Genomic DNA, 26,111 nt, shown 5'->3' with positions numbered 1-26,111 from the left:
GCATGGACACCTTCGCGCTTGTCGTGACCATCGCGGTCGCGCTCTTCTTCACCTATACCAACGGCTTCCACGACTCCGCGAACGCCATCGCGACCTCGGTCTCCACCCGGGCACTGACCCCGCGGGCGGCCCTGGCGATGGCCGCGGTGATGAACCTCGCCGGTGCCTTCCTGGGCAGCGGGGTCGCCAAGACCGTCAGTGAGGGGCTGATCGCCACCCCGACGGGCAAACAGGGGATGATGATCCTGTTCGCCGGACTGGTGGGCGCGATCACCTGGAACATGGTGACCTGGTACTTCGGGTTGCCGTCCTCGTCCTCGCACGCCTTGTTCGGCGGACTGGTGGGCGCGGCGCTCGCCGGTGCCAGCACGGTCCACTGGGACGGTGTGCTGGAGAAGATCGTCATCCCGATGGTGATCTCGCCGATCGTCGGCCTGGTGCTGGGCTACTTCGTGATGGTGATCATCCTCTGGATGTTCCGCAAGTCCAACCCGCACAAGGCCAAGCGCGGCTTCCGGATAGCGCAGACCGTCTCGGCGGCGGGCATGGCGCTGGGCCACGGTCTCCAGGACGCCCAGAAGACCATGGGTGTGGTGGTGATGGCCCTGGTCATCGCCGGTGTCGAGGACGAGGGCGATCCGATTCCGGTGTGGGTGAAGATCGCCTGCGCCGCGATGCTCTCGCTGGGTACCTACGCGGGCGGCTGGCGCATCATGCGCACGCTGGGCCGCCGGATCATCGAGCTGGACCCGCCGCAGGGATTCGCGGCCGAGACCACCGCGGCGTCCGTCATGTACTCCGCGTCGTTCATGTTCCAGGCGCCCATCTCCACCACCCATGTGATCACCTCGGCGATCATGGGCGTGGGTGCGACCAAGCGGGTCAGCGCGGTGCGCTGGGGCGTCGCAAAGAACATCATCCTCGGTTGGTTCATCACCATGCCCGCGGCCGCCGGTGTGGCGGCGGGCAGCTACTGGATCGTGAACCTGGCCTTCGGCTGACGGCCATCCCTTCGCGGCCCGCGGGCGTCGTACACCTACGGCCCGCGGGCTTCGCCATGCGAAGGGCCATCGGCGCCGCCGTACCGCGGCATATGACCGCATAGCGGCACATATATATAGGAAGGCCCGCCCCCGGGAGCCAGGGGCGGGCCTTTCGTCGTGCGGTGGCACCGCCATGCAGCACCGCAGGACGCCTCCTCCTCGCCGGATCGCGAGGGGCCGTGGGTCAGCCGAAGCGGCCCGAGATGTAGTCCTCGGTCGCCTGGACCGACGGGTTGGAGAAGATCCGCTCGGTCTCGTCGATCTCGATGAGCTTGCCGGGCTGGCCGACACCGGCCAGGTTGAAGAAGGCCGTGCGGTCCGAGACCCGCGCCGCCTGCTGCATGTTGTGCGTCACGATGACGATCGTGAAGCGCTCCTTGAGCTCGCCGATCAGGTCCTCGATGGCGAGGGTGGAGATCGGGTCCAGCGCGGAGCAGGGCTCGTCCATCAGCAGCACATCGGGCTCGACCGCGATGGCGCGCGCGATGCACAGCCGCTGCTGCTGACCGCCGGAGAGTCCGGCGCCCGGCTTGTTCAGCCGGTCCTTGACCTCGTTCCAGAGGTTGGCGCCCCTGAGGGACTTCTCGACGATGCCCGCCAGCTCGCTCTTCCGGTACGAGCCGTTCAGCTTCAGCCCCGCCGCGACGTTCTCGAAGATGGACATCGTCGGGAACGGGTTCGGACGCTGGAAGACCATGCCGACGGTGCGCCGCACGGAGACCGGGTCGACACCGGAGCCGTAGAGGTTCTCGTCGTCGAGCATCACCTTGCCCTCGACCCGGCCGCCGAGGGTGACCTCGTGCATCCGGTTCAGGGTGCGCAGGAAGGTCGACTTGCCGCAGCCGGAGGGGCCGATGAAGGCGGTCACCGAGCGGGGCTCGACGGTCATCGAGATGTCCTCGATGGCCTTGTGGCTGCCGTAATAGGCGGTCAGGCCGCTGACGTCGATGCGCTTGGCCATGTGAATCACTTCTCTTCTTCGTGGCCTCAGCGGCCGGTCTTCGGGGCCTTCCAGCGGGCGATACCGCGGGCGACCAGGTTCAGGATCATGACGAAGGCGATGAGCACGAGTGCCGCGGCCCAGGCCCGGTTGAAGGACGCCTCGTTGCCGAGCTGCCACTGCTCGTAGATGTAGTAGGGCAGCGAGGACTGGGCGCCGTCGAACGGGTCGTTGTTGATCCCGGCGGCGCCGAAGACCAGCAGCACGATGGGCGCGGACTCACCCGCGATACGGGCGACCGCGAGCATCACACCCGTGGTGATCCCGCCGACGGCGGTGGGCAGCACCACCTTGAGGATGGTCCGCCACTTGGGTACGCCGAGCGCGAGCGAAGCCTCGCGCAGCTCGTTCGGGACGAGCTTGAGCATCTCCTCGGTCGAGCGGACGACCACCGGCATCATCAGGATGGCCAGGGCCATCGCGCCGGCGAAGCCGGAGTAGCTGAAGCCCAGAATGATGATCCAGAAGCTGAGGATGAACAGACCGGCGACGATCGAGGGGATGCCGGTCATGACGTCGACGAAGAACGTCACGGCCTTCGCCAGCCGCCCGCGGCCGTACTCCACCAGGTAGATGGCGGTCAGCAGACCGATCGGGGCGGCGATGAGGGTGGCGATGCCGACCTGCTCCAGGGTGCCGATGATCGCGTGGTACGCGCCACCGCCGGGCAGGATCGTCTGCACACCCTCCATGGAGTGGTTCAGGAAGTAGCCGTCGAGCACGGTCTTGCCGCGGTCGACGGTCTCCCAGATCAGCGAGACCAGGGGGACGACGGCGAGCACGAAGCAGACCCAGACCAGGCTGGTGGCCAGCCGGTCCTTGGCCTGGCGGCCGCCTTCGACCACGGCGGCGAGGCCGTAGCTGCCGAGGATGAACAGCACGGCCGCGATCAGGCCCCACTGGAGGGTGTTGCCGAGTCCGGCGGCGGTGCCGATGCCCGCGCCCGCCGCGGCCGAGACCACGACCAGGACCGGCGGTGCCCAGCGGGGCAGCCGGGCCTGCCGGAGGGACGAGGTGCCCGCCGGGGAGCCGCCCGTCTCGTTCTTGGTGATCGTCGCGTTGCTCATGCCGCGGCCCCCGAGTACTCCTTGCGCCGGGCGATGATCATCCGCGCGGCCCCGTTCACCAGCAGGGTGATGACGAACAGCACCAGACCGGAGGCGATCAGCGCGTCACGACCGTTGTCGTTCGCCTCCTTGAAGTGGCTGGCGATGTTCTGGGCGAAGGTGCCGCCGCCCGGGTCCAGCAGGCTGGCGTTGATCAGGTAGCTGGGGGACAGCACGGTGGCGACCGCCATGGTCTCGCCCAGCGCACGGCCGAGGCCCAGCATGGAGGCGCTGATGATGCCGGAGCGACCGAAGGGGAGGACTGCCATCCGGATGACTTCCCAGCGGGTGGCGCCGAGCGCCAGCGCGGCTTCCTCGTGCATCTTCGGGACCTGCCGGAACACCTCGCGGCTCACACTGGTGACGATCGGCAGGATCATGATCGCCAGCAGGATGCCGACGGTGAACAGGGAGCGCGCGGCGCCGCCCTGGTAGGCGAAGATCCCGGTCCAGCCCAGGTACTCGTCGAGCCAGGTGTACAGGCCGGTCAGATGCGGGACCAGGAAGAGCGCGCCCCACAGGCCGTAGACGATGCTGGGGACGGCGGCGAGCAGGTCGATGACGTACGCCACCGGGGTGGCCAGCCGGCGCGGGGCGTAGTGCGAGATGAACAGCGCGATGCCGACCGCGACCGGGACCGCGATGACCATCGCGATGATCGAGCTGATGACCGTGCCGTAGGCGAGGACGGCGATGCCGAACCGCATCGGCTCGGTGCCGGTGCTCCACTCGAAGGCGGTGAGGAAGTTCGCCTCGTCCTTGGAGATCGCGATGGCGGCGCGGTAGGAGAGGAAGGCCGCGATGGCCGCCATGATCACCAGCAGGGCGATACCGGATCCCCGGGAGAGCCCGAGGAAGATCTTGTCACCGGCGCGGCCCGTGGAACGGGCCTTGATCCGGGGTGGTGCCCCGGCGGGCGTGTGTGTGGGTTCTATGTCCGTTTTCATGGGTTCTCCGGTCTGCGGAGCCGATCGGGACCGGCTCCTGCGTGCGGCGGTGCACCGGACGATGCGGCCGACCCCGCCGCGCGTTCCCGCGGTGGAGCCGGCCGCATTCGGGTCAGGAGAGGTTCTTGACGCTCTCGCGGACCTTCGTGGCGATCTCGGTCGGAAGCGACGCGTAGCCGAGCTCCTTCAGGGAGGTCTGGCCGTCCTCGCTCGCGACGTAGTTCAGGAAGGACTTGGTGGCGGCGAGGGTGCCGGGCTTGTTGCCCTTGTCGCAGGCGATCTCGTAGGTGACCAGGGTGATCGGGTAGGCCCCGTCCGCCTTGGTGTCGTACGCCAGGTCCAGGGCCAGGTCCTTGCCGGTGCCCTTGATCTTGGCCTCGGAGATGGCCTTGGTGGCGTTCTCGACGGTGGCCTGGACCGGGGCGGAGGCGCCGGTGTCGAGGTCCACGGTCTTGATGCTGTTGGCGGTCGCGTAGGACAGCTCGAAGTAGGAGATCGCGCCGGAGACCTGCTTCACCTGGGAGGAGACGCCGGAGGAGCCGTCGGCCGACTGGCCCCCCTTGCCCTCCCACGCCTTGCCCGGCTCGTGCGGCCACGCCGAGGGGGCGGCGGCCTTGAAGTACTTGGTGAGGTTGTCGGTGGTGCCCGACTCGTCGGAGCGGTGGAACGCCTGGATCTTCAGGCTCGGGAGCTTGGCGTCCTTGTTGAGCTTCTGGATCGCCGGGTCGTTCCACTTGGTGATCTTCGAGTCGAAGATCTTGGCGAGGGTCTCGGCGTCGAGGACCAGCTTGTCCACACCGGGGACGTTGAAGCCGATCGCGATCGGGCCGCCGACCATCGGCAGGTCGATGCCCTGGCCGCCCTTGCAGACCTTCTTGGAGTTCTTGACCTCGTCCGGCTTCAGGGCCGAGTCGGATCCGGCGAAGGCGGTCTTGCCCTGGAGGAACTCCTGGACACCCGCACCGGAGCCGGTGGCCTTGTAGTTGATCTTGGTGTCCTTGCAGGCGGCACCGTAGTTCTTGACCCACAGGTCCATGGCGTTCTTCTGCGCCGAGGAACCGGAGGCCAGCAGGTTGCCCTTGCCGTCGCACTTGATGTTGCTGGCCTTGGCGTCCTTGCCGCCGCCACCGCCGCCGGAGTTGTCGTCCGAGCCGCAGGCGGTGAGGGCCAGGGCGCTGGAGACGGCGAGGGCACCGGCGGCGACGGCGCGAAGCCGGTTCTTGCGCTGAAGCTGCTTCACTTTCGGGAGTTCCTTCCAGTTGCCGCCGGTGGGGACGGCGCGCGAGACGGATGAGGCGCACTGTTGAGCGGCGCTTGTGAGAGCGGGCCGGTTTTCAGCCCCGGCTCGCTCCCAGTAGGGCCGAAATTAGGCAGAACAGGTGAAGCGGCCTCAGGGGGTGAGTTAACGGATGGTGAACCTCGGCCGTCAGTGTGGTGGCCAGGTCACGGCCAGGTCACGGCGCGGTCGCGGCCCGGGCGGACGGCCTGCCGGGCGCTCCGTCCGCGGGGCGTTCACCGGGCGCACCGCCGCGGGCCTGGGCGCATCGCCCCGGCGCCCTCCCCGTCAGGGCGCCCCGCGGCCGCCGTGCCACCGTGACGCACCCGCCTCGCCACCGCCTTGCGTCTGTGCGGCATCCGGGTGACAGCCGTGTGACTTCCGTACTGAACGCCTGCCATGCCCCGGATCCGGCGGCTGCGGGGGTAACTCGCGCGTGTCTCTGTCGGATTGCGGTACGGCATGTCACTATCCGTCCCTACGTGCCGGTACGTCATGTCTGGTGCGAGGGCTGGTGCGAGGGCTGGTGCGAGGGATACGGCTGCGCGCACGGCCTCGGTCAACAGCGGCGGACGACAACGGACGGCAACGGACAACAGCGGACAACAGCGGACGAGAGGAGACGGCGGGTGAGGCGGGACGGAAGAGGGAGGGGGGCGAGCGCCGCCGCGGCCACCGCGCTCGTATGCGCGCTGGGTGCGACGGCCTTACCGGAGGCGGCGTACGCGACGCCGGGCGAACCGGCACCACGGCCGGACTCCGGCGGCTCCGGCGGCTCCGGCGGCAAGAGCCTGGAGGAGGTCCGCTCCGAGATCGACGGCCTCTACCGCAAGGCCGAGAAGGCCACCGACGCCTACAACCTGGCGCGGGAGCGCCAGACCCGGCAGGAGAAGGCGATCGTGAAGATCGCACGGGCCGTGGTGAAGGCGCAGAAGGAGATGTCCGGGCTGCGCAAGCGGGCCGGGGCGATGGCCCGGGCCCAGTATCGCGGCGGCGGGATGCCCGCCGAGGCGCGGCTGCTCCTCAACGACGACCCCGGCGACTTCCTCGATGGCGTCACCCTCGCCCGCAAGGGCCAGCAGGCGACCCACGGTCTGATGAGTCGGCTGGAGCGCACCCAGGCCGCGCTCGACCGCTACGCGAAGTCCGCTTCCAAGGAGTGGGAGCGGCTGGACGGGAGCCGGAAGAAGAAGGCGGCGGCGAAGAAGCAGATCACGGCGAAGCTGGCGAAGGCGCAGCGGCTGGAGTCCCGGCTGGAGAAGAAGGAGCGGGAGCGGCTGCGGCGGCTGGAGGAGGACAAGGCCCGTGCCTCCCAGGCGAAGTGGCTGGACACGGGCATACTGCGGCAGCTGGGCGCGGGCGCGAGCGCGACGGGCAAGCAGGCGGTGGCCTTCGCGTCGGCCCAGATCGGCAAGAACTACGTCTGGGGCGCGGTGGGCCCCGACACCTACGACTGCTCGGGGCTGACACAGCGGGCCTGGGCGGCGGCCGGGCGGTCGATCCCGCGGACCTCGCAGGAGCAGTGGCGGCTGCTGCCGAAGGTGGACATCCAAGGCATGCGCCCGGGCGACTTGATCATCTACTACCCGGACGCCAGCCATGTCGGGATGTACGTGGGGAACGGCGCGATGGTGCACGCCCCGCGCCCCGGCCGCCAGGTGACGGTCGCGGGAGCGGGTTCCATGCCGATCCTGGGCGTTGTCCGCCCGGGCGGGGCGTAGTCGGGGCGGGGTCGCGGCCGGGTTTCAGTCGCGCTGCCGCAGGGCGGTCTCGAAGGCGTCGTAGGCCGGCCGGTCGAACAGGACGAAGCGGACCTCGGTGACCGAGGTGTCCGCCGCGCGGACCGCCGCCAGCGCGATCCGGGCCGCGTCGTCCAGCGGCCAGCGGTAGACGCCGGTGGAGATGGCCGGGAAGGCGACCGTACGGGCGCCGAGCTCGTCCGCGACGCGCAGCGACTCCCGGAAGCAGGAGGCGAGGGTCTCGGAGCGGTCCTCGCTCGTGGAGTGCACCGGCCCGACGGTGTGGATCACCCAGCGGGCCGGCAGCCTTCCGGCCGTGGTGGCGACCGCCTGGCCCGCCGGGAGCCCCTTGCCGTAGTGGGAGGCGCGTAGTGCGCGGCATTCGTCCAGGATGTCGGATCCGCCCCGGCGGTGGATGGCTCCGTCCACCCCGCCCCCGCCCAGGAGCGACGAATTGGCCGCGTTCACCACGGCATCGGTGTCCTGTTGAGTGATATCGCCCAGAACCAGCGTGATGTTCGTCATTCCGTGATTCTCCCGTTGTCCACCAAGTGCCGCATGACGTGGGGCATATGACAAAAGTCGATGCCTGAAGGTCATTCCGTAGCGCTGTGCCCTAGCGCTAAGGTCGCCTGGCAGTATCCGGCACCCGCGCCTGTGAAACCTCTGAAACCGACCAGTCGGTGTGCGTGCCGGGGAACGTGCGGTCCGCCGGTCGGTGGCGGGCGCCGCGCCCTCGGGGGGAGGGAAGGAATCGAGCGATGTCCGTACCCGTGCCGAGGCAACGGGAGGCGCTGGCCACGGAGGCCCGCCCTGCCCCGCTGCCCGACAGCGGGCTCACCCTGCTGGTGATCGAGGACGATCCGTCCGGTGACTTCAACGTCCCCGAAATGCTGGACACCGAGGGCAACCGGGTGCGTATCCGCACCGCCCGCAATCTCACCGAGGCCACCCGGCTGCTCACCGACGGTGTGCAGTGCATCCTCCTCGACCTGGCCCTGCCGGGTCCGGACCGGGAGGCGGCGGACGCGCTGGACACCCTGCGCGCGGTGCTGAAGCTCGCGCCGTCGCACGCCGTCCTCGTGCTCACCGCCGAGGACGACGCCGAGCGCGCGGCCGAGGCGGTCCGGGTGGGTGCCCAGGACTTCCTCTTCCGCGGCGAGCTGGACGGCCGCATCCTCAGCCGTGCCATCCGCTACGCCGTGGAGCGAAAACGCTCCGACCTCGCCCAGCGCCAGCTGACCGAGTCCCGGCTGCGTGCCCAGGAGAACGCCCGGCTGGAGCGCGGACTGCTGCCCACCCCGCTGTTGCAGGGCTCGGGGCTGCGGTTCGCCGCCCGTTACCGGCCCGGCCGCAGCCGCGCCCTGCTCGGCGGCGACTTCTACGACACCGTGCGCACCTCCGACGGCACGGTCCACGCGATGATCGGCGACGTCTGCGGTCACGGCCCGGACGAGGCAGCCCTCGGCGTGGAGCTGCGCATCGCCTGGCGCGCCCTGACCTTCGCCGGGCTCTGCGGCGACCAGCTGCTGGGCACCCTCCAGCAGGTCCTGGAGAACGAGCGCCCGGACGACGAGATCTTCGCGACCCTGTGCACCGTGGACATCTCCGCGGACGGGCGGCGGGCCGGGGTCTGTCTGGCCGGACACCCCTCGCCGCTGGTGATCCGGCCCGGAATGGCGCCCCGGCTGCTGCCGACCGACGAGAACGGCCCGGCGCTGGGGCTGCTGCCGCACGCCCGCTGGCCGCGCCGGGAGATCCAGCTCGGCGGCGCCTGGAGCCTGATGATGTACACCGACGGGCTGATCGAGGGCCGCGTCGGACCGGGTGTGCAGCGGCTCGGGCAGGAGGGGATGGTCGAGATCGTCGCCCGCCAGCTCGGGGAGGGGCTGCGCGGTGAGGATCTGCTCGACGCGACCGTCACCGAGGTGCGCACGCTCAACGGCGGGGAGCTGACCGATGACCTCGCGGTGCTGCTGCTCGACCGCGGCTGACAGCGCCGCGCGGAGCCGCCGGGCCCCCGCCTGACGGCTGCCGGCCGCCTCGGCTGCCGGCCGCCTCGGCTACCGGCCGTTGAAGGGCCCGTACGGGCCGTCGGAGCTGGAGCCGCGGCCCCGGTTCCAGCGGCCACCGCCCCCGGAGACCTGCCGCAGCGCGGGCCGGACGTCCACGATGTACACGATCGTCGCGATCAGCCCGATGATCGGCAGGAAGCTCATGATGCCCATGAAGAAGTTCACCGCGGCCGCGAGACCGAGGATGATCAGCCAGAAGGGCTTGGTCTGCTTGTCCGCCGCACGGTAGGCGTCTTCCCGGCGGATCGCGGAGTCGACGAAGGCGAACAGGCTGAAGAGGAGCAGGCCCCAGGAGACCCAGTACAGCAACTCACCGAAACCTTGCACCAGCACGCTGTCCACCGCCTAGAAGAGATGAAGGGGAGCGTCTCCCGGGCCACCGTACCCGCTGGGAGGGCCGGGCACGCAGGGCGAGCCCGGCCCTCCCGCTGGACGCTGGTGTGTCAGGCGCCCGACTTCGGGTCCTGCTTCTTGCCGGTGGCGGGCTTGCGGGCCGGGGCCTTCTTGGCCGGGGCGCTCTGCCCGGCGGGCCTGGCCGTGGTCTTCGGCGCCTCCTTGTTGGAGTCCACCGTGACCGAGTGTGACGGGGCCTGTGCCGCGGCGCTGGTGGGCGTGCCGTCCTTGGGCTCGATCGCGCTGGCGATGTCCACGACCTCGTCGGCCGCCTCACCGCGCCAGGTCTTCACGACCTCCTGGCCGTGCTCGGCGACCTCGTCGTAGCGCTCCCGCGCCTTGACGGCGAACTCGGCGGCGCGGCCGACGCCCTGGAGGGCGAGGTCCTGCGCGGTGTCCCGCAGCCGCTTGAGGTCGGTGTCCAGCGTGCCGAGCACCTCGGTCAGCTTGTCCTGCGCCTCCTTCGCCTGCTGGGTGACCCGGTCCTGGACGGCCTTGGGGTCGGTGTTGCGCACCGCGTTGAAGCGCTCGGGGGCCTCGGCGACGATCTTCTCGACCAGCGACGGCACCTCCTTGAGCTTCTGCGCGGCGAGGTCGGCCGTGCCCGCCACGAAGTACAGCGGGGTCGGGTCGGTGAGGGTCTTGCGTACGTCGTCGGTGATGGCCATCTGATGGTCCTCCCGGATCAGGTCGAGGGTGGGGCGACGTCGGCGTCTGCGGCGGGGGTGCCGTCCGAGGCGGTCGGGTGTCCGTTCTCCTTGCGGAAGGACTCGTAGATCTGGAGCAGCACCGCCTTCTGCCGCTCGTTGATGGAGGGGTCGGCGAGTATCACACTGCGCACCTCCGTCTCCTCCCGATCGCGCTCGTCGAGGATCCCCGCCTGTACGTACAGGGTCTCGGCGGATATCCGCAGCGCCTTCGCCAGCTGTTGGAGAATCTCGGCGCTCGGCTTGCGCAGCCCGCGCTCGATCTGGCTCAGATACGGATTGGACACCCCGGCGGCGTCGGCGAGCTGCCGCAGCGAGAGCTGTGCGCTGCGGCGCTGCTCCCGCAGGAACTCCCCGAGATTGCCGACGTTCAGTGATGCCATGCCTCGATCGTGCCCCATAATCGCTAACTATTGCAAGCAAATGCTTGCAATAGTGGGGTGTGCCACGCGGCAGTGGGGTGAACGGCGCCCCCTGCCTCGCCTCCGGCGAGACGGCTCAGCGATCTTGTGATGTGGGCAAAAGGCTGCGCATGCTGCCCCATGACCTCATCTTCAACACCTTTCTCGTCCGTACCTGTATCCGTATCCGCTGGATCCTTCGCCCTGGGCGGGGACATCACCGTGCCCCGGCTGGGATTCGGCGCGATGCAGCTGCCCGGGCGCTGGACGCGGGTGGTCGAGCGGGCCACGGCGGTCGCGGTGGCGCGACGGGCCGTGGAGCTGGGTGTGCGGTTGATCGACACCGCCGCGTTCTACTTCTCGCCCCGCGCCCGGGCCAACGACATCCTGCGCGAGGCACTGCATCCGTATCCGGCGGGCGTCACCATCGCCACCAAGGTCGGCCCGCTGCGGGACGCGGACGGGGAGATGTACGCGGAGGCCACGCCAGGGCAGCTGCGGGGGCTGGTGGAGGAGAATCTGCGCCAACTCGGTCTCGACGCCCTGGACCTGGTGTATCTGCGGGTGGGCAGGCTCGGGGCGGTGGGCGGGGTGTCCATCGGCGAGCGGTTCGAGGCGCTGGCCGCGCTGCGGGAGGAGGGGCTGGTCCGGCATCTCGGGCTGAGCAATGTCAGCACTGAGCAGCTGGCCGAGGCGCGCGCCGTCGCACCCGTGGCGGCGGTGCAGAACCGCTTCGGGGTGCTCGGCCAGGAGGACGCCGCGCTGGTCGACCTGTGCGCGGACGCCGGGATCGCCTATATGCCGTTCTTCGCGCTCGGCGGGGGCCATACCGCCCTGGACGGTGAGGGGTTGCGGGCGGTCGCGGAGCGGCACGGCGCGACCGAGCACCAGATCGCGCTGGCCTGGGGGCTGACCCGGTCCCCCTCGGTCGTACAGATCCCGGGCACCGCGTCGCTCGCCCATCTCGAGCAGAACATGGCGGCGGCGCGGGTGGTCCTCGACGCGGACGACATGGAGCTCCTCGGTCGGCACTGAGGGCGCTGTCGGACCCCCGTGGTCGAATGAACGAGAGGGGGGAACGAGGGGAACGAGGGGAACGAGGGGGAACGGGAGGCGGGCGGATGCCGGATGTGACGGACGGTGCGCGGTCAGCGGTGCGGCTCGAGCCGTGGGAGGACGATCCGTCCTTCCTGGAGCTGCTGCGCCGTAACAACAGCCCCGAGATGACGCGGCACTTGGGCGGGCCGGAGAGCGAGGAGAAGCTGCTCGACCGCCACCGCCGTTACGCGGGCCTGGCGGAGTCCGGCCGGGGGCGGATGTACCGGGTGGTGCTGCTGCCGGAGGAGAAGGTGGCCGGGTCCATCGGGTTCTGGGAGAAGGAGTGGCGGGGCGGCACGGTGTACGAGACCGGCTGGGGCGTGCTGCCGGAGTTCCAGGGCCGGGGCGTCGCCGCCGCGGCGGCCCGGCGGGTTGCCGGGGCCGCGGCGGCGGAGGGAGCCCACCGGTGGCTGCACGCGTTTCCGTCGGTTGACCATCCGGCGTCCAACGGGGTGTGCCGGAAGGCGGGGTTCACCCTGCTCGGTGTGTGCGACTTGGACTATCCGGCGGGGAACCCGATCCAGTGCAACGACTGGCGGCTGGAGCTCATCGAGCGGAGGTGAGCCGGGCGGGCCCGGTGAAGGCCCGCTCCCGGCCGCTCAGCCCTCGGCTCCCTGGGCCGGTTCGGCCAGGTCGTGGGTCTCGCTCGCGGGCGGGGCCTGCACGGTGACCGGCTTGTTGATGTCCAGGAAGGTGATCGTGGTGTCCAGCGGGCCCTTGTCGCCCTTGCCGCGCATACGGAACCGCTTGGTGTGGTGGTTCCCGTCGACCCACATGTCCATGGAGAGCCGGTCGACCCCCATGTCCTCGAACTGCTTGAGGTTCTTCGTCCGGCGCTCGCGGGTCTCCGCGTCCTCGCCCTTCAGGCTTGCGCGCATCTGGTCGAGGGTGACCGTTCCCCGGTAGTGGGTGGTGCTGACGCCGTCGATGGTCTCCTTGCCGACGCGCCGCACCTCGTCGGCGTCGGAGAGGAAGGTGGACTCGGCGGCCGGGTTCTTGTCCGCCTGGCCGGCGAGCGCGTCCGTGGACGTGTCACCGGAGCCCCCCTTGCCCAGGGCGGAGAGGTCCAGCTTGAGCCAGCGCTTGCCGTCCATCTCGGCCGCGGACGCCTTGTCCGCGCCCATGTACATCACCTTGCCGACGACCCGGATCTCGAACGACGCGTCCGCGCCCTGGTCCAGGGCGCGGACCTTCATCCGCATCGTCTTGGACTCGAAGGACATCGCTCCCTCGCCCTCGACCCGGCCCTCCTCCGGGGTGCGGCCGGTCATCCGGTAGCGCAGCGAGGTCAGCTTCTCGGTGTTCCTGGCCGCCGCCTTCACGGCCGCCGCGGGTGTCATCCCCCGCCCCTCGGCCGCCCCGTCCGCCGCGTTGCCGTCGGACTTCTCGGTGCCGCAGCCCACCGCCCCGGCGCACAGCAGCGCGGCGGTGAGTACCGCCCCGGCCGCGTTGGTCCGTCTGCGCTGTCCGGTGTGTACGACGTGGCCCATTTACCCCACCCCTTGTGATGACCTTCTGATCATTTCCGATCAATGTCGGGACATTAGCGTAGGGATGCGAGGAAGAGCGATCCGATTGCTCTCCGGCCCTCGGCTCCCTCAGGAGTAGTGGACGGCGAGACCGGAACGGCCCGGTAGCAGGTCGGGCCGCAGCACCAGCCGCTCGTCGTAGTCCCCGCCGTTCTGGCGGCGGAAGGGGAGGGGCTCGGCGGTGGCCAGGGTGCGCAGCCGCTCCCGCAGCCCGGCGGCGCGGTCCCGGTAGGCGTCCGGCGACAGCCGGTCCGCGCCGTAGACGACATGGGGCGGCAGGACGGACATCCCGCTGTACCAGAGGGTGCCGTGCTGGAGCGGGAAGAGCAGGTGGCCGAGGTCGCCGTTGATGCCGCGCGGGCCCATGGAGTCCTCGGGCGCTCCGGCCGTCAGAACCACCATGGCCCGCTTGCCGGACAGCGCCCCGTCGCCGTAGCGCAGGGTGCGGCCGTCGGGGCCGGTCACCCCGTAGGCGAAGCCCTTGACGAAGACGCGGTCGAACCAGCCCTTGAGGATCGCGGGCATGCCGTACCACCACAGCGGGAACTGGAGGATCAGCGCGTCGGCCCACTCCAGCTTCTCCTGTTCGGCGCGGATGTCCTCGCTCAACGCGCCTGCGGCGTAGGCGCGTTGGGATGCGGCGCCGACGACGAGGCGTTCCTCGTCGTCATGGCGGAAGTCGCCGCCGTCGACGACGGGGTTCCAGCGCATCGCGTAGAGATCGGACTGCCGGGTGTCATGGCCGAGTTCCCGCAGGGTGCGCAGCCCCTCGTCGCGGAGGGCGCCGCTCAGGGAGCGCGGTTCGGGATGGGCGAATATCCACAGCACGTTCATGCGGTCCATCGTGGGGAACCGGCCCGGCGGCAACGAGTGACCGGATGGACAGGATGTGCAAGGATCTGGCCAGTCGGCCGGCCGCCCGGGGGGCAGCCGACCGGGCGGGGCTCACTTCCGGGTGGGGCTCAGTTCCGGGTGGTGACCAGGGCCTCCACCCCGTCGAGGATCCGGTCCAGGCCGAAGACGAACTCGTCGTCCGGGCCGCCCGGGGTGTACAGCTCGCCCGCTCGCAGCGCCGCCGTCACCGCGGGGTAGCGCTCGGCGTCGGTCAGCTTCTCCAGTAGCCGGGCCCAGGCCATCATCGACTGCTCGGGGCTGTTCCCGGAGCGCTCGGCGGCGTCCTGGAGATCGACGGCGAGCCGCACCTCATTGCGGACGAAGCCGCTGACCAGCATCAGGATGGAGATCTTCTCGCCCTCGCCGAGGCCGGTGCCGCGCAGGCAGGCGAGCCCGTGCTCCATCCAGGCCACCGAGTTGGGGGTGCAGGGCGGGGTGCTGATCGGGATCCGCACCGCCCAGGGGTTGCGGATGAGCGCGGCGCGCAGCGCCCAGGCCCAGCCGGTGAGTCCGGTCCGCCAGTGTTCGTCCGGGCCGGGGCCGGGCGGCGGGGAGCCGTAGGCCGCGTCCTCCATCAGCAGCAGCAGTTCGTCCTTGGCCGAGACATAGCGGTACAGCGACATGGTGGAGACGCCGAGGTCGGCCGCGACCCGGCTCATGGAGACCGCGCCGAGCCCGTCCGACGCGGCCAGCTTCACGGCGGCGTCGACGATCCGGGTCAGGGTCAGCCCGGGGCGTGGCCCCTTGGCGGGGCGCTCGCGCAGCCCCCAGGCGGCCTCGATGCTGGTCGGCAGGCCGGTGCCGCCGCCGTTCCGCTCCGTGGCCATGGCCTTGGGGCCTCCCTCTGTCTCATCCGCTGTATCCGCCGGGTTGACTGCCATCCTAAGGACTGTGTATACCCTACGCAGTAGTGTATATGGCATACGCAGAAGAGGGAGCGGGGGATTCATGACCAGCGAACCGGCCATCGAGGCGCGGGGCCTCGAGAAGTCCTACGGAGCGGTGCACGTCCTCAGGGGCGTCGATCTGAGCGTCGCGCGCGGTAGCGTTTTCGCCCTGCTCGGCCCCAACGGGGCGGGCAAGACCACCACCGTGCGCATTCTGGCCACCCTCAGTGCCCCCGACGCCGGGCGCGCCCGGGTCGCGGGCTTCGACGTGGTCGCCGAACGCCGCCGGGTGCGCCGCGCCATCAGCCTCACCGGCCAGTACGCGGCGGTCGACGAGAACCAGACCGGCGAGGAGAACCTGCGCATGATGGGGCGGCTGACCCGGCTCGGCCGGGCCGAGGCCCGCCGCCGCGCCCAGGAGCTGCTGGAGCGGTTCGACCTCGCCGACGCCGGACGCCGCACTGCCGGCACCTACTCCGGCGGGATGCGCCGCCGCCTCGACCTCGCCGCCGGTCTGGTCGGCCGCCCCGAGGTGATCTTCCTGGACGAGCCGACGACCGGGCTGGACCCGCGCAGCCGCCAGGCCATGTGGGAGGTGGTCAAGGGGCTGGTGGGGGACGGGGTGACGGTCTTCCTCACCACCCAGTACCTGGAGGAGGCCGATCAGCTCGCCGACCGGATCGCCGTCGTGGACGGCGGCCGGGTGGTGGCCGAGGGCACCTCCGCCGCACTCAAGGACCGGGTCGCCGGGCAGCGGCTGGACCTGGTGCTGGGCGGTGCCGACGCGTTCGAGGAGACCGCGCGCCTCCTGGGCGCCCGGCTGGTGTGGAGCGACTTCGACCGGCTGACCCTCGGCGTCGCCACCGACGGCAGTGCCGCGCACATCCGCGGACTGCTCGACGAGATCGACCCCGGGCGCCGGGCGGTGGACCGCTTCACCGTGCACGGCGCGACGCTCGACGACGTCTTCCTGGCCCTGACCGGGCACACCACCACCGCCACCACGAGCGCCGCCACCGCCTCCCGCACCGACAAGGAGTCCACCCGTGTCTGACGCGATCGTTCTCACCGGCCGGGCCGTCCGGCTGAGCAGGCGCAATCTCGACGCCGTACTCACCGCGATGCTGCTGCCCGTGATGCTGATGCTGGTCTTCGTCTACTTCTTCGGCGGGGCCATCAACACCGGTACGGAGTACGTCACCTACGTCGTCCCCGGGGTGATGCTGCTGTGCGCGGGCTTCGGCTCGGCCAACACCGCGGTCACCGTCACCCACGACATGACGGGCGGCATCATCGACCGCTTCCGCTCGCTGGACATCGGGGGCACCGCGATCGTGGCGGGCCATGTGGCAGCGAGCGTGCTGCGCAACGCCGTCGCGACCGCCATCGTCTTCGGGGTCGCCTTCCTCATCGGCTTCCGGCCGGACGCGGGCCCGCTGGAGTGGCTGGCGGTGGCGGGGGTCCTGCTGCTGTTCATCCTCGCGATCTCCTGGCTGTCGGCCTGCTTCGGCCTGATCGCCAGGTCGCCGGAGGCGGCGGGCGGATTCACCTTCCTGATGATGTTCCTGCCGTATCCCAGCAGCGCGTTCGTGCCGATCGACACCATGCCCGGCTGGCTGCACGGCTTCGCCGGACACCAGCCGGTCACCCCGCTGATCGAGACCCTGCGGGCGCTGCTGCTGGACCGGCCGGTCGGTGACAGCGGCTGGCAGGCCCTGGTCTGGTGCGGCTCCATCCTGGTGGTGGCGATCGCCCTGTCCGGGGTGCTCTTCCGCCGCCGTACGGTCTGAGGCCGCGGCCGGTGGGGCGTCCAACGCGCGCCACCGGCCGGGCAGACCGCGGAGTCAGCCCCCGTACGGGTCGGCTTCGCGGGCGGAGCGCAGGGCCCGGCCCCACCAGACGAGCTGATCGAGCATGGTGGTGGCGGCGGCGTCCGGGGCCTCCGGGGCCGTCAGCCGGCCGTCCGGACCGAACAGATCCCATGCGTTGTGGAAGCTGACCGAGTCGCGCACCGTGACCGCGTGGACCTCGGCGAACACCGGCCGCAGATGCTCGACGGCGCGCAGTCCGCCGGAGATCCCGCCGTAGGAGACAAAGCCGACCGGCTTGGCCCGCCACTGGCTGTAGTGCCAGTCGATCGCGTTCTTCAGGGCTGCCGGGTAGCTGTGGTTGTACTCCGGGGTGATCACGGCGTAGGCGTCGGCCGCGTCCAGCCGGGGGCTCACGGCCTCCAGGGCCTTGCTCTCCTCCGAGCCGGGCCGGTGGGTGAGCTGAACGGGCAGCGGGGTGTCGGCCAGGTCGATCACCTCGACGTCCATGTCGTCGCGGAGCGCGGCGCGCTCGGTGAACCACCGCGCGACCGTCGGCCCGAAGCGGCCCTCGCGGGTGCTGCCCACCACGACGGCGAGCCGGAGCGGAGGAGTGGTGACAGCGCTGGTGGAAGCGGTGGAAACCGCGGTCTGAGAGGTCATGGGAAGAGCCTCGGACTTAAACATTGGTTGAAGTCAAGCTACCCTCGGTAGCATGACGCAACTGACCTGGAAGACCCATGAGCTCACGGTCGGCGATCTCTCCCGGCGCAGCGGGGTGCCCGCCTCGGCGCTGCGCTTCTATGAGCGCGAAGGGCTGATCCACAGCCGCCGTACCAGCGGCAACCAGCGCCGCTACACCCGTGACACCCTGCGCCGCGTCGCCTTCGTCCGCTCCTCGCAGCGGGTCGGCATTCCACTGGCCCGGATCCGGGAGGTGCTCGCGCTCTTCCCGGAGGACCATGTGCTCAGCAAGGAGGACTGGGCCCGGATCTCGGAGTGCTGGCGCGCGGACCTCTCCGAGCGCATCGAGCAGTTGGAGAACCTCCGCGACCACCTGACCGACTGCATCGGCTGCGGCTGTCTGTCGATCGACAAGTGCGCGCTGGCGAACCCCTACGATCAGCTGGGCGAAAAGGGCGCGGGACCGCACCGGTTCCTCACGTGCTGCTGAGCGCTCAGAAGATGTCCGGGCACCAGGGGCGGCGGGCCGCCCGCAACAGCCGGTCCGCCAGCACCGCCGCGCCCTCCCGCTCCTCCGCCACCCGCCCCAGCGCCGCGAGCCGCACCGCCGACTCGTCGCCCAGCCACAGCGTGCCCAACTCGGCGATGTCCATGGTCAGATCGGCCGTGCGGGTGGTCGGGGCACAGTCGGCGCCGTCGGGGCCCGCCTCCAGCGAGAAGCGTCCGCCCGCGAGCCCCGCCCGGTCGTGCAGTTCGAGCACGAGCGAGCCCTCGGCCGGGTAGGTACGGGCGGTCAGCAGCCGGGGTATGTCCAGCGGGCGCAGCCACAGGAAGTCGGCGTACGTGCTGACCTGCGCCGCGCGCGGATCCCCGAGCAGCAGCGGCAGCAGATCGTCCGGCGCGCGCAGCCCGGTGTTGACGTAGGTGACCCAGTCGACGGACAAGAGGAAGTGCCACAGCGCGCGTTCGGCGGCCGGGGTGACCGCGATCAGGTCGCGCACGGTCGCGGTGTTCTGGGCCCGCTTGGCCTCCCACCGGTCATCGGCGGTGTAGACGAGCAGCCCGTCCACCGTGCCGTCGGGGGAGCGGTGGACGGCGTAGAACGGTTCCTTCCAGGTATGGCCCGGGGAGGGCTGGAGGCCGGTGCTGACCCGCCACCAGAGCTCGGACCGGTCGATCACACCGTGCGTCCCGGTGCGCAGCCGCTCGTGCAGCGCGGGGCCGAGCTTCCGCACCTCGTCGCCGTCGGCGAAGTCGACCCGGCTGCCGTCCGCGGGCCCGGAGTACCGCGGGTCCAGACCGGCCCGCGCCACATCCACCCGCCATTCGGTGACCCAGGTGGCCGGGCCGAAGCCGTACCGCCCGTAGATCGGGTACTCGGCGGCGATCAGGCTGGCCACCGCCTCGCCCCGCTCCTTGGCCGTCCGCAGGTCGTGGTCCATCATCCGGCTGAGCAGACCACGCCGGCGATGGGTGGGCGAGACCGTGACATTGCTGATCGCGTCGGCCGGTACCTCGGCCCCGCCGACCGCCGTCAGCCGCTGTGCGAAGCTACGGAAGGTGGCGACACAGCGGTCCCCGTCGTACACCCCCTGCACCCGGTCCAGGTCCACCTGGGCCCGGCGCAGCTCCACCTCCTCCTTCGACACCTCCGGCGGTCGCAGGAAGCCGGTACTGAGTCCGCGGCTCCAGGACGTCAGATCGGACTCGGGGAGCGGAGTGCGGATCTCGAGGGCCATGGGCCCACGCTAAGTGCGTGCCGTCACCGGACGCATCCGGATTTCCCGCGGCCGCTGCCGCCCGGCACCGCCGTTGCTATCCGAGCAGGTCGTCCACCTGCGCCTCTCCCTCGCGGTATCTGCGGGCGATCTCCGCGCTGCACCCGTCGGCGGTGCGTTGCAGCTCCTGCCGCCGCCGGGAGACCTGCTGTTCGTACCCGATCAGGCGGCCCATCGCGCCGTGCAGTTCCTCGTCGGTACGGGCTCCCGGGTCGGACAGACCGACCTCGGCGAGCATCTCCTCGGCCAGCCGCTCGTACTCCGCGCTGTGCGGGGTCCCGAGCGTCACATGGCGGGCGGAGGAGCGGTGCCGCGACGGGACGTCCGCGAGGATCTCCGGCAGCAGGTCCACCAGTGCCGCGGGCGGGGCGTCCGGCACCACCGGGGGCGCCGGATCGCGACGGCGTGCCAGCTCGGCGCGGAGGATGTCGATCCGCCCCTGCAACAGTCTGCGCACATAGCTCAGATCCGCCTCTTCGCGCTGCGCGGTGCGGCGCAGCGTCCGCAGCTCCGGCAGTCGCAGTCCCGCCAGGCTCTCCCCGGCGGGGCCGGCGGCCCCCGAATCGGCGGCGGTCGTGGTCAGCGCCACGGAGTCGGCCAGGCGGCCGCCGCGCTGGCTCGGCGGCCGTGGCGGCAGCAGGCCGTCGGCGGCCGTGTGCTGCTCGGTGCCCGGTGTGATCATTTGTGTCCGTCCCCTCCAGCGGTGCGTCATTCCAGCAGTTCCTGCCCACCTGCACCGCCTGCACGCATCGTGCCACCGCATGTGCACCCTGTGCAGCGGCTCTCCACCCGATCGGCCCCGGATGGACGCACGGCATGATGGTCCGTATGCGTGCTGTGGTACAGAGAGTGAACGGGGCGAGCGTCGTCGTGGACGGCGAGCCGGTCGGTGAGATCGTCGGCCCGGGGCTCTGCGTCCTGGTCGGGGTGACCCATGCCGACACCCCCGAGAAGGCCGCCCAGCTGGCCCGCAAGCTGTGGTCGGTGCGGATCCTGGAGGGCGAGAAGTCCTGTTCGGACCTGGCCGCCCCGCTGCTGGTGATCAGCCAGTTCACGCTCTACGGGGACGCGCGGAAGGGCCGCCGTCCGACCTGGAACGCGGCGGCCCCGGGCGAGGTCGCCGAACCGCTGGTGGACGAGGTGGTGGCGCGGCTGCGGGAGCTGGGCGCCCACGTGGAGACGGGCCGGTTCGGAGCGGACATGAAGGTCACGCTCACGAACGACGGCCCGTTCACGGTGATCGTCGAGGTCTGAGTTACTTCACCGACCCCGCCATGACTCCCTGGACGAAGTGCTTCTGGAAGGCGAAGAACACCACCAGCGGCACGATCAGGGACAGGAACGCCCCCGGCGCCAGCACCCCGATGTTGCTGCCGAACTGCCGCATCTGGGTCTGCAACGCCACGGTCAGCGGCTGCGACTCGTTGTCGGCGAAGATCAGCGCGACCAGCATGTCGTTCCAGACCCACAGGAACTGGAAGATGGTCAGGCTGGCGATGGCCGGGCGGCCCAGCGGCAGCACCAGCCGGGTGAAGATGCGCCACTCGCTGCCGCCGTCCATCCGGGCCGCCTCCAGCATCTCCCGGGGGATCTCCGCGAAGTAGTTGCGGAGCAGGAAGATGGCGAACGGCAGTCCGTAGGCGACGTGGAAGAGCACCACACCGGGGATCGTGCCGAACAAACCAAGCGAGCCGAACAGCTTGGACACCGGCAGCAGCCCGATCTGCACCGGCACCACCAGCATCGCCACGACCACCAGGAAGATCCAGTCCCGGCCGGGGAACTCCAGCCAGGCGAAGGCGTATCCGGCCAGCGCGGCGATCACCACGACCAGCGCGGTGGCCGGTACGGAGATCGACACGGTGTTCCAGAACGCCTGGACGATGCCCGAATCCTTCAGCAGCGCCGAGTAGTTGTCGAAGGAGAGCGAACCGGGGCTGGTGAACGCCTTCCACCAGCCGGAGGTGGCGTTGTCCTCCTCCGAACGCAGCGACGACAGGAAGAGCCCGGCCGCCGGGGTGAGCCAGATCAGCCCCATCAGCAGCAGGAACGCCTGGATGAGACCGTTGCTGAGCTTCTTGGACAGCCAGGCGGCCGGCCCCTGCCGGGACCTGCCCGGTGCGGTGGTCTTCGCCGGGGTCACGGCGGGTGCGGCCACGGGCGCGCCGGGTTCCCGTCCGGCGGTGTCGTGGAGGGTCATGACTGGCTCCTGCGGAAGCGACGGATGTTGAGGGCCATGGCGGGGACCACCAGCAGCAGCAGCAGAACGCCGAGCGCGCTGCCGAGCCCCTGGTTGTTGCCGCCGCCGAAGGAGACCAGCCACATCCGGGTGGCCAGTACGCTCGCGTCCTGTTGCACCGGCCCCGGCGCGATGATGTAGACGAGGTCGAAGACCTTCATCACATTGATCACCGTGGTCACGAAGACCACGCCCAGCACCGGGCTGAGCAGCGGGACGGTGATCTTCCGGAAGATCTGCCACTCGTTCGCGCCGTCCATCCGGGCCGCCTCCAGGGCGTCACGCGGCAGCGAGGCCAGCCCCGCGCCGATGAGCACCATGGAGAAGCCGGTCCAGATCCACAGATAGGCGCCGATGATCGCCGGGGTGATCAGCGACGGGCCGAGCCAGGAGATGCCCTGGTACGCCTCGGCGAAGTCCTTCTGGGGCAGTTGCAGCCGGTAGTCCCCGGGCGCCAGGTCCTCGAAGCGGTAGGTGCCGTCGGTCCCGGTGGTGGCGGTGGCGACGACCTTGCCGTCCTTCACCGCCTCCACCGCGAGCTGCGGCAGTCCTCGCTCGGTGGGGTCCACCCGGCCCGGCTTGCCGCCGCCGCCGAGGGTGAAGTCGATGTAGACCACGCCGCGCAGCTCGTCCTTGGCGGCGGTGGCCGAGGACGCCTCGCGTGCGGGCTTGGCGCTCTTGGGCACGTCCTTGGGCGGAACGCCGACCAGACCGAGGTTGACCGTGTCACCGGGGGAGGCGGTCTTCGCCGTCCGGAACGAGCCGTCCTTCTGGGCCGGGATCGTCCGCGGGTTCTGGGGGTGGGCCGTGGGGTATCCCGCGATGTCCCCGGAGAAGGCGTCGTGGACCCCGACGGTCACCGCGTTGAGCACACCCCGGTCGGGATCCGCCTCGTAGGCGACGCGGAAGATGATGCCCGCGGCGAGGAAGGAGATCGCCATCGGCATGAACATCAGCAGCTTAAAAGCGGTCGCCCAGCGGATCTTCTCGGTGAGCACCGCGAGGATCAGACCCAGCCCGGTGAGCAGGACCGGAGCCACGATGACCCAGATCGCGCTGTTGCGGATCGCCTTCATCGTCGCCGGGTCCTGGAACATCTCGGTGTAGTTGTCGGCGCCGACGAAGGTGTCGCCCGAGGCGTCGAAGAAGCTGCGCCCGACCGAGAAGACGATGGGGTAGGCGACCAGGGAGCCCAGCAGCAGCAGCGCGGGCAGCAGGAAGGCCAGCGAAATGACCTTCCGGCGGCGGGCCGCGCGGCTGCGGGGGGTGGGCCCGGACGGGGGGCCGCCCGCGGTCGCGGGCGGCACCTTGCGGACAGTGGCAGACATGACGGGCACTCAGTCCTTGTACGCCTTGGCCGCGGCGGCCTCGAGCTTGCTCGCGGTGGCCTTCGGGTCCGACGGGTCCTTCAGGAAGTCCTGGAGGATCTTCCACTCACCGGTGCCCACGGTCCCGCCGAACGCGGCCGGGGCCTGGTCCGACATGTCGAACCGGACGTTGTTCCCGGCATCGACCAGCGACTCGGCGATCGCGCGGGTGGTCTCGTCCTTGTAGGCGGTGGGCTTGAGGTTGGTGTTGGGGGAGACGAAACCGCCCGCCTCGGCCCACACCGCGGCGGCCTCCGGGCTCGCCAGGTACTCCAGGAACGCCATGGCGGCCTTCTTGTTCTTGCCCGCCTTGAGCACCACCGCCGCGTCGCCGCCGCTGACCACCGGGGCCTTCTTGCCGTCCACCGCGGGGAAGGGGAAGAACCGGGCGTCCTCGCCGACCTTCTTCTTGAACTGGCCGGAGATCAGACCGCCCACGAAGTCGCCCTCGTAGACCATGCCCGCCTTGGGCTCACCGCCGAAGACGTTCTCCACCGACTCGGGGAAGTCGGTGCGCAGCGCCTCCGCACTGCCCCCGGCCACCAGGTTCTTGTCGCCGAACAGCTTGCCCAGGGTGGTCAGCGCCTTGACCACAGTGGGGTCGGTCCAGGGGATGCTGTGCGAGGCCAGCTTGTCGTACATCTGGGGACCGGCCTGCGAGAGGTAGATGTTCTCGAACCAGTCGGTGAGGGTCCAGCCGTCCTCGCCGCCGACGGAGAAGGCGGGCGTTCCGGAGTCGGAGACGGTCTTGGCGGTCTTGAGCATCTCCTTGTAGCTCTTCGGCGGCTGCACCCCGGCCTGCTCCAGCGCCTGCGGGGCGTACCAGACCGTGGACTTGTGGGACGCCTTGAAGTACAGGCCGTAGTAGGTGCCGTCGACGGTGCCGTACTTCTTCCACACGGTGGCGAAGGTGGCCCCGGCCTTGGCGTCGACCTTCTTCGACAGCGGGGTGAGCCAGCCCTTCTTGGCGAACTGCTTGAGCACGCCGACCTGCGGCACCATCACCACGTCGGGGGCCTTGCCGCCCTCGATCTTGCTGCCGATGACGGTGGAGACATTGTCGCCGGTGGGGATGAAGTTGGTCTTGGCGCCGGTCTTCTCCGAGAAGGCGTCGAGCACCTTCTTGAAGTTCTTCATCTCCACACCGGTCCAGACCCCCGCCACGTTCACGGTCTGGCCCTTGAGCTTCTGCTCGCCCTTGGAGGAATCGCCGTCGCCGCCGCCACAGGCGGTCGCGGTCAGCGCGAGACCGAGGACGGTCGCGGTCGCGGTCACTATGCGTCTCATCGTGGAGGTCCTTTCGCGGGGTCTATCGGGGGTCGAGGTCGCTGATCCACCAGGCGGCGGTGGAGCCGGGGAGGATGCCGGCCGGGCAGTCGCCGCTGGCCAGCAGGGGGGTTCCGGAGACCGGCGCCGGGGCCGGTTCGGTGCCGAAGTTGACCGCGCACACCAGGCCGTCGCCCCGGACGAAGGCGAGTACCTGGGGCGGGGACTCCAGCCAGCGCAGGGTGCCCTCGCCGAGCTGGGGGAGGCTGCGGCGCAGGTGGAGCCCGTCGCGGTAGAGGTGCCAGAACGAACGGGTGTCGGCCAGCGCCCGGTCGGTGGCGTGCTCGGCGAACCACTCGGGCTGCGGCAGCCACGGCCGCGCACCGCCCTCGGCCGGGGTGAAGCCGAACGGGGACGCCAGCCCGGACCACGGCAGCGGCACCCGGCAGCCGTCGCGGATGTGCCGGCGGCTGCCGGTTCTGCGGAAGATCGGGTCGGTGAGCACCTCGTCGGGCAGGTCCAGCACCTCGGGCAGACCCAGCTCCTCGCCCTGGTAGACATAGGCGGCGCCGGGCAGCGCCAGCATCAGCAGGGCGGCGGCGCGGGCGCGCGCCGGGCCGTGGTCGGTGGTGGTGTCGCCTTCCCCGGCCGGGCCGGAGGCGTACCGGGTCACGGTCCTGACCTGGTCGTGGTTGTTGAGCACCCAGGTGACGGTGGAGCCGGTCCCGGCGATGTCGCGCAGTGCCTCGGTGATGGTGTTCCGGAAGGCGTCCACGTCCCAGCGGGCGCTGAGCAGGTGGAAGAAGAACGCCTGGTGCAGCTCGTCGGGGCGGACGTAGGCGGCGTGCTCCCGGGCGGTGGGCACCGACACCTCGCCGACCAGCAGCCGGTCGTGGCCGTCGGCTTCCGCGTACTCGTCGCACACCGCGCGCCAGTCGCGCCACACCTGGTGCACCTCGGGCTGGTTCCAGGCCAGCGGGTTGACCGAGTCGCGGGTGCGCTCATCGGCCTCCGGGTCGGGGGAGTCGGGGAGTTCGGGGTGGCGGAAGAGGCCCGCGGCCACATCGATGCGGAAGCCGTCGACACCGCGTTCCAGCCAGAACCGGAGCACATCGAGGAAGTCCTCGCCGACGGCCGGGTTGCGCCAGTTGAGGTCGGGCTGCTCGGGGGTGAACAGGTGCAGGTACCACTGGCCCTCGCTGCCGTCGGCCTCCCGGACCCGGGACCAGGCGGGGCCGCCGAACATGGCGCGCCAGTTGTTGGGCGGCAGTTCGCCGTTCTCCCCGCGGCCGTCGGCGAAGTGGAAGTACTCCCGCTCCGGGCCGCCGGGGGCGCCCGCCAGCGCGGCCCGGAACCAGGGGTGCTCGCTGGAGCAGTGGTTGGGGACGATGTCGACCAGGACCTTCATGCCCAGCCGGTGGGCGTCGGCCACCACGGCGTCGAACTCGGCGAGATCGCCGTAGACCGGGTCCACCCCGCGGTAGTCGGCGACGTCATAGCCGTGGTCGTGCTGCGGCGAGGGGTAGAAGGGGCTCAGCCAGATCCCGTCCACGCCCAGCTTCTTGAGGTACGGCAGTCCGGCGCGGACCCCGGCCAGATCGCCTATTCCGTCGCCGGTGCTGTCCAGAAAGCTGCGGATGTACACCTGGTAGATCACCGCGTCGCGCCACCAGCGCCGCTGCGCGAGGTCCGCAGGGGAGGGCGAGGGGCCGTTCGCGGCCGTGGCTGTGAGCATCGTGCCGTTTACCCGTTCTCAGCGGGCGTGCGCCGCACGCCATCGTCGGCTGTTATGCATGCATGTTAAGTAAGCGTTGCGAACGGGTGTCAACGAAAATCCCAGAAGTAACGAAGAGCTGTCCGGTTTTGCGTTGTTT

Annotated in this window: 27 protein-coding genes; 9 read left to right on the top strand and 18 right to left on the bottom strand. The window is 70.5% G+C overall.

Features of this window, described 5'->3' with window-relative positions; genetic code table 11:
* Window positions 1-2 precede the first annotated feature (2 nt).
* Window positions 3-1,001: an inorganic phosphate transporter gene (locus HUT19_RS18395; RefSeq protein ID WP_176181541.1), complete on the top strand. Its 999-nt coding sequence runs from the start codon at window positions 3-5 to the stop codon at window positions 999-1,001.
* Window positions 1,002-1,227: 226 nt separating this feature from the next.
* Here the strand turns inward: HUT19_RS18395 and pstB are convergent, their stop codons facing one another.
* From pstB to pstS, 4 genes are all read right to left on the bottom strand, one after another.
* Window positions 1,228-2,004, bottom strand: coding sequence for a phosphate ABC transporter ATP-binding protein PstB (gene pstB, locus HUT19_RS18390; protein ID WP_176181540.1), 777 nt, complete (start codon window positions 2,002-2,004; stop codon window positions 1,228-1,230).
* 26 nt (window positions 2,005-2,030) lie between these two features.
* Window positions 2,031-3,110, bottom strand: a complete 1,080-nt coding sequence (pstA, locus tag HUT19_RS18385) for a phosphate ABC transporter permease PstA (RefSeq protein ID WP_176181539.1) — start codon at window positions 3,108-3,110, stop codon at window positions 2,031-2,033.
* A complete protein-coding gene (gene pstC, locus HUT19_RS18380; RefSeq protein WP_176181538.1) occupies window positions 3,107-4,096 on the bottom strand; it encodes a phosphate ABC transporter permease subunit PstC in 990 nt (329 codons plus the stop codon). Before pstC ends, pstA begins: the two co-directional genes overlap by 4 nt.
* Window positions 4,097-4,208: 112 nt before the next feature.
* Window positions 4,209-5,336: a phosphate ABC transporter substrate-binding protein PstS gene (gene pstS, locus HUT19_RS18375; protein ID WP_176181537.1), complete on the bottom strand. Its 1,128-nt coding sequence runs from the start codon at window positions 5,334-5,336 to the stop codon at window positions 4,209-4,211.
* Window positions 5,337-6,001: 665 nt separating this feature from the next.
* Here pstS and HUT19_RS18370 point away from each other — a divergent pair.
* Window positions 6,002-7,093: a C40 family peptidase gene (locus tag HUT19_RS18370; protein WP_176181536.1), complete on the top strand. Its 1,092-nt coding sequence runs from the start codon at window positions 6,002-6,004 to the stop codon at window positions 7,091-7,093.
* A 24-nt stretch (window positions 7,094-7,117) separates the two neighbouring features.
* On the opposite strand, the gene HUT19_RS18365 is transcribed toward HUT19_RS18370, so the two are convergent.
* Window positions 7,118-7,636, bottom strand: coding sequence for an O-acetyl-ADP-ribose deacetylase (locus HUT19_RS18365; protein ID WP_176181535.1), 519 nt, complete (start codon window positions 7,634-7,636; stop codon window positions 7,118-7,120).
* A 236-nt stretch (window positions 7,637-7,872) separates the two neighbouring features.
* Here HUT19_RS18365 and HUT19_RS18360 point away from each other — a divergent pair, with 236 nt between their 5' ends.
* Window positions 7,873-9,105 (top strand): PP2C family protein-serine/threonine phosphatase, encoded by a 1,233-nt coding sequence (locus HUT19_RS18360; protein ID WP_176181534.1) that lies wholly within the window; start codon window positions 7,873-7,875, stop codon window positions 9,103-9,105.
* Between the two features lie 69 nt (window positions 9,106-9,174).
* On the opposite strand, the gene HUT19_RS18355 is transcribed toward HUT19_RS18360, so the two are convergent.
* The 3 genes from HUT19_RS18355 to HUT19_RS18345 all read right to left on the bottom strand — a co-directional run bounded on the left by HUT19_RS18355 (window position 9,175) and on the right by HUT19_RS18345 (window position 10,669).
* Window positions 9,175-9,519, bottom strand: a complete 345-nt coding sequence (locus HUT19_RS18355; protein ID WP_176181533.1) for a DUF2516 family protein — start codon at window positions 9,517-9,519, stop codon at window positions 9,175-9,177.
* A gap of 110 nt (window positions 9,520-9,629) precedes the next feature.
* On the bottom strand, window positions 9,630-10,247 hold the full coding sequence (locus tag HUT19_RS18350) for a hypothetical protein (protein WP_176181532.1): 618 nt from the start codon (window positions 10,245-10,247) through the stop codon (window positions 9,630-9,632).
* A gap of 17 nt (window positions 10,248-10,264) precedes the next feature.
* A complete protein-coding gene (locus tag HUT19_RS18345; RefSeq protein ID WP_176181531.1) occupies window positions 10,265-10,669 on the bottom strand; it encodes a helix-turn-helix domain-containing protein in 405 nt (134 codons plus the stop codon).
* A 159-nt stretch (window positions 10,670-10,828) separates the two neighbouring features.
* Here HUT19_RS18345 and HUT19_RS18340 point away from each other — a divergent pair, with 159 nt between their 5' ends.
* Window positions 10,829-11,722, top strand: a complete 894-nt coding sequence (locus tag HUT19_RS18340) for an aldo/keto reductase (protein ID WP_176181530.1) — start codon at window positions 10,829-10,831, stop codon at window positions 11,720-11,722.
* Between the two features lie 86 nt (window positions 11,723-11,808).
* Entirely contained in the window at window positions 11,809-12,348 is a 540-nt protein-coding gene (locus HUT19_RS18335) for a GNAT family N-acetyltransferase (RefSeq protein ID WP_176181529.1), read from the top strand.
* 36 nt (window positions 12,349-12,384) lie between these two features.
* Here HUT19_RS18335 and HUT19_RS18330 read toward each other — a convergent pair whose 3' ends face one another.
* The 3 genes from HUT19_RS18330 to HUT19_RS18320 form a co-directional block, all read right to left on the bottom strand.
* On the bottom strand, window positions 12,385-13,275 hold the full coding sequence (locus HUT19_RS18330; RefSeq protein ID WP_176181528.1) for a DUF1396 domain-containing protein: 891 nt from the start codon (window positions 13,273-13,275) through the stop codon (window positions 12,385-12,387).
* Between the two features lie 108 nt (window positions 13,276-13,383).
* Window positions 13,384-14,148, bottom strand: coding sequence for an NAD(P)H-dependent oxidoreductase (locus tag HUT19_RS18325; protein WP_176181527.1), 765 nt, complete (start codon window positions 14,146-14,148; stop codon window positions 13,384-13,386).
* Between the two features lie 128 nt (window positions 14,149-14,276).
* The gene (locus tag HUT19_RS18320; protein ID WP_176181526.1) at window positions 14,277-15,035 is read right to left on the bottom strand and encodes a TetR/AcrR family transcriptional regulator; all 759 of its coding nucleotides are present in this window, start codon (window positions 15,033-15,035) and stop codon (window positions 14,277-14,279) included.
* A gap of 121 nt (window positions 15,036-15,156) precedes the next feature.
* Here HUT19_RS18320 and HUT19_RS18315 point away from each other — a divergent pair, with 121 nt between their 5' ends.
* Both HUT19_RS18315 and HUT19_RS18310 read left to right on the top strand, forming a co-directional pair.
* Window positions 15,157-16,149 carry an ATP-binding cassette domain-containing protein gene (locus HUT19_RS18315; protein ID WP_176181525.1) on the top strand — a complete coding sequence of 331 codons (993 nt, stop codon included), beginning with the start codon at window positions 15,157-15,159 and terminating at the stop codon, window positions 16,147-16,149.
* Window positions 16,142-16,885 (top strand): ABC transporter permease, encoded by a 744-nt coding sequence (locus tag HUT19_RS18310; protein WP_176181524.1) that lies wholly within the window; start codon window positions 16,142-16,144, stop codon window positions 16,883-16,885. The genes HUT19_RS18315 and HUT19_RS18310 overlap by 8 nt, the downstream gene beginning before the upstream one ends.
* A 54-nt stretch (window positions 16,886-16,939) precedes the next feature.
* Here HUT19_RS18310 and HUT19_RS18305 read toward each other — a convergent pair whose 3' ends face one another.
* Window positions 16,940-17,566 carry an NADPH-dependent FMN reductase gene (locus HUT19_RS18305; protein ID WP_176181523.1) on the bottom strand — a complete coding sequence of 209 codons (627 nt, stop codon included), beginning with the start codon at window positions 17,564-17,566 and terminating at the stop codon, window positions 16,940-16,942.
* Window positions 17,567-17,618: 52 nt separating this feature from the next.
* On the opposite strand from HUT19_RS18305, the gene soxR reads away from it, so the two are divergent.
* Window positions 17,619-18,077 (top strand): redox-sensitive transcriptional activator SoxR, encoded by a 459-nt coding sequence (gene soxR / locus HUT19_RS18300; RefSeq protein WP_176181522.1) that lies wholly within the window; start codon window positions 17,619-17,621, stop codon window positions 18,075-18,077.
* 4 nt (window positions 18,078-18,081) lie between these two features.
* Here soxR and HUT19_RS18295 read toward each other — a convergent pair whose 3' ends face one another.
* Window positions 18,082-19,326: a GNAT family N-acetyltransferase gene (locus tag HUT19_RS18295; protein ID WP_176181521.1), complete on the bottom strand. Its 1,245-nt coding sequence runs from the start codon at window positions 19,324-19,326 to the stop codon at window positions 18,082-18,084.
* A gap of 76 nt (window positions 19,327-19,402) precedes the next feature.
* On the bottom strand, window positions 19,403-20,047 hold the full coding sequence (locus HUT19_RS18290; RefSeq protein ID WP_176181520.1) for an ABC transporter substrate-binding protein: 645 nt from the start codon (window positions 20,045-20,047) through the stop codon (window positions 19,403-19,405).
* A gap of 146 nt (window positions 20,048-20,193) precedes the next feature.
* On the opposite strand from HUT19_RS18290, the gene dtd reads away from it, so the two are divergent.
* Window positions 20,194-20,619, top strand: coding sequence for a D-aminoacyl-tRNA deacylase (gene dtd, locus HUT19_RS18285; protein ID WP_176181519.1), 426 nt, complete (start codon window positions 20,194-20,196; stop codon window positions 20,617-20,619).
* A 1-nt stretch (window position 20,620) separates the two neighbouring features.
* Here dtd and HUT19_RS18280 read toward each other — a convergent pair whose 3' ends face one another.
* The 4 genes from HUT19_RS18280 to HUT19_RS18265 all read right to left on the bottom strand — a co-directional run bounded on the left by HUT19_RS18280 (window position 20,621) and on the right by HUT19_RS18265 (window position 25,972).
* On the bottom strand, window positions 20,621-21,403 hold the full coding sequence (locus HUT19_RS18280) for a carbohydrate ABC transporter permease (RefSeq protein WP_254886183.1): 783 nt from the start codon (window positions 21,401-21,403) through the stop codon (window positions 20,621-20,623).
* Between the two features lie 158 nt (window positions 21,404-21,561).
* Complete coding sequence (locus HUT19_RS18275; RefSeq protein ID WP_176181517.1) at window positions 21,562-22,932, bottom strand: carbohydrate ABC transporter permease; 1,371 nt, start codon at window positions 22,930-22,932, stop codon at window positions 21,562-21,564.
* A 9-nt stretch (window positions 22,933-22,941) separates the two neighbouring features.
* The gene (locus HUT19_RS18270) at window positions 22,942-24,258 is read right to left on the bottom strand and encodes an ABC transporter substrate-binding protein (RefSeq protein ID WP_176181516.1); all 1,317 of its coding nucleotides are present in this window, start codon (window positions 24,256-24,258) and stop codon (window positions 22,942-22,944) included.
* A 22-nt stretch (window positions 24,259-24,280) separates the two neighbouring features.
* Window positions 24,281-25,972 carry a glycoside hydrolase family 13 protein gene (locus HUT19_RS18265; RefSeq protein ID WP_176181515.1) on the bottom strand — a complete coding sequence of 564 codons (1,692 nt, stop codon included), beginning with the start codon at window positions 25,970-25,972 and terminating at the stop codon, window positions 24,281-24,283.
* Window positions 25,973-26,111 lie beyond the last annotated feature (139 nt).

Source organism: Streptomyces sp. NA02950 (genome assembly GCF_013364155.1).
Taxonomy (GTDB): domain Bacteria; phylum Actinomycetota; class Actinomycetes; order Streptomycetales; family Streptomycetaceae; genus Streptomyces.
The sequence above is the reverse complement of the archived record's forward strand: the minus strand, read 5'-3'. Positions and strand labels throughout refer to the sequence as shown.

Bases quoted from the DNA above. Each gene is read 5' to 3' on its own strand.
- HUT19_RS18395 (WP_176181541.1), top strand. From the start codon at position 3: ATGGACACCTTCGCGCTTGTCGTGACCATCGCGGTCGCGCTCTTCTTC.
- pstB (WP_176181540.1), bottom strand. From the start codon at position 2,004: ATGGCCAAGCGCATCGACGTCAGCGGCCTGACCGCCTATTACGGCAGC.
- pstA (WP_176181539.1), bottom strand. From the start codon at position 3,110: ATGAGCAACGCGACGATCACCAAGAACGAGACGGGCGGCTCCCCGGCG.
- pstC (WP_176181538.1), bottom strand. From the start codon at position 4,096: ATGAAAACGGACATAGAACCCACACACACGCCCGCCGGGGCACCACCC.
- HUT19_RS18365 (WP_176181535.1), bottom strand. From the start codon at position 7,636: ATGACGAACATCACGCTGGTTCTGGGCGATATCACTCAACAGGACACC.
- HUT19_RS18360 (WP_176181534.1), top strand. From the start codon at position 7,873: ATGTCCGTACCCGTGCCGAGGCAACGGGAGGCGCTGGCCACGGAGGCC.
- HUT19_RS18350 (WP_176181532.1), bottom strand. From the start codon at position 10,247: ATGGCCATCACCGACGACGTACGCAAGACCCTCACCGACCCGACCCCG.
- HUT19_RS18345 (WP_176181531.1), bottom strand. From the start codon at position 10,669: ATGGCATCACTGAACGTCGGCAATCTCGGGGAGTTCCTGCGGGAGCAG.
- HUT19_RS18340 (WP_176181530.1), top strand. From the start codon at position 10,829: ATGACCTCATCTTCAACACCTTTCTCGTCCGTACCTGTATCCGTATCC.
- HUT19_RS18335 (WP_176181529.1), top strand. From the start codon at position 11,809: ATGCCGGATGTGACGGACGGTGCGCGGTCAGCGGTGCGGCTCGAGCCG.
- HUT19_RS18330 (WP_176181528.1), bottom strand. From the start codon at position 13,275: ATGGGCCACGTCGTACACACCGGACAGCGCAGACGGACCAACGCGGCC.
- HUT19_RS18325 (WP_176181527.1), bottom strand. From the start codon at position 14,148: ATGAACGTGCTGTGGATATTCGCCCATCCCGAACCGCGCTCCCTGAGC.
- HUT19_RS18320 (WP_176181526.1), bottom strand. From the start codon at position 15,035: ATGGCCACGGAGCGGAACGGCGGCGGCACCGGCCTGCCGACCAGCATC.
- HUT19_RS18315 (WP_176181525.1), top strand. From the start codon at position 15,157: ATGACCAGCGAACCGGCCATCGAGGCGCGGGGCCTCGAGAAGTCCTAC.
- HUT19_RS18305 (WP_176181523.1), bottom strand. From the start codon at position 17,566: ATGACCTCTCAGACCGCGGTTTCCACCGCTTCCACCAGCGCTGTCACC.
- soxR (WP_176181522.1), top strand. From the start codon at position 17,619: ATGACGCAACTGACCTGGAAGACCCATGAGCTCACGGTCGGCGATCTC.
- HUT19_RS18295 (WP_176181521.1), bottom strand. From the start codon at position 19,326: ATGGCCCTCGAGATCCGCACTCCGCTCCCCGAGTCCGATCTGACGTCC.
- HUT19_RS18290 (WP_176181520.1), bottom strand. From the start codon at position 20,047: ATGATCACACCGGGCACCGAGCAGCACACGGCCGCCGACGGCCTGCTG.
- dtd (WP_176181519.1), top strand. From the start codon at position 20,194: ATGCGTGCTGTGGTACAGAGAGTGAACGGGGCGAGCGTCGTCGTGGAC.
- HUT19_RS18280 (WP_254886183.1), bottom strand. From the start codon at position 21,403: ATGGGGCTGATCTGGCTCACCCCGGCGGCCGGGCTCTTCCTGTCGTCG.
- HUT19_RS18275 (WP_176181517.1), bottom strand. From the start codon at position 22,932: ATGTCTGCCACTGTCCGCAAGGTGCCGCCCGCGACCGCGGGCGGCCCC.
- HUT19_RS18270 (WP_176181516.1), bottom strand. From the start codon at position 24,258: ATGAGACGCATAGTGACCGCGACCGCGACCGTCCTCGGTCTCGCGCTG.
- HUT19_RS18265 (WP_176181515.1), bottom strand. From the start codon at position 25,972: ATGCTCACAGCCACGGCCGCGAACGGCCCCTCGCCCTCCCCTGCGGAC.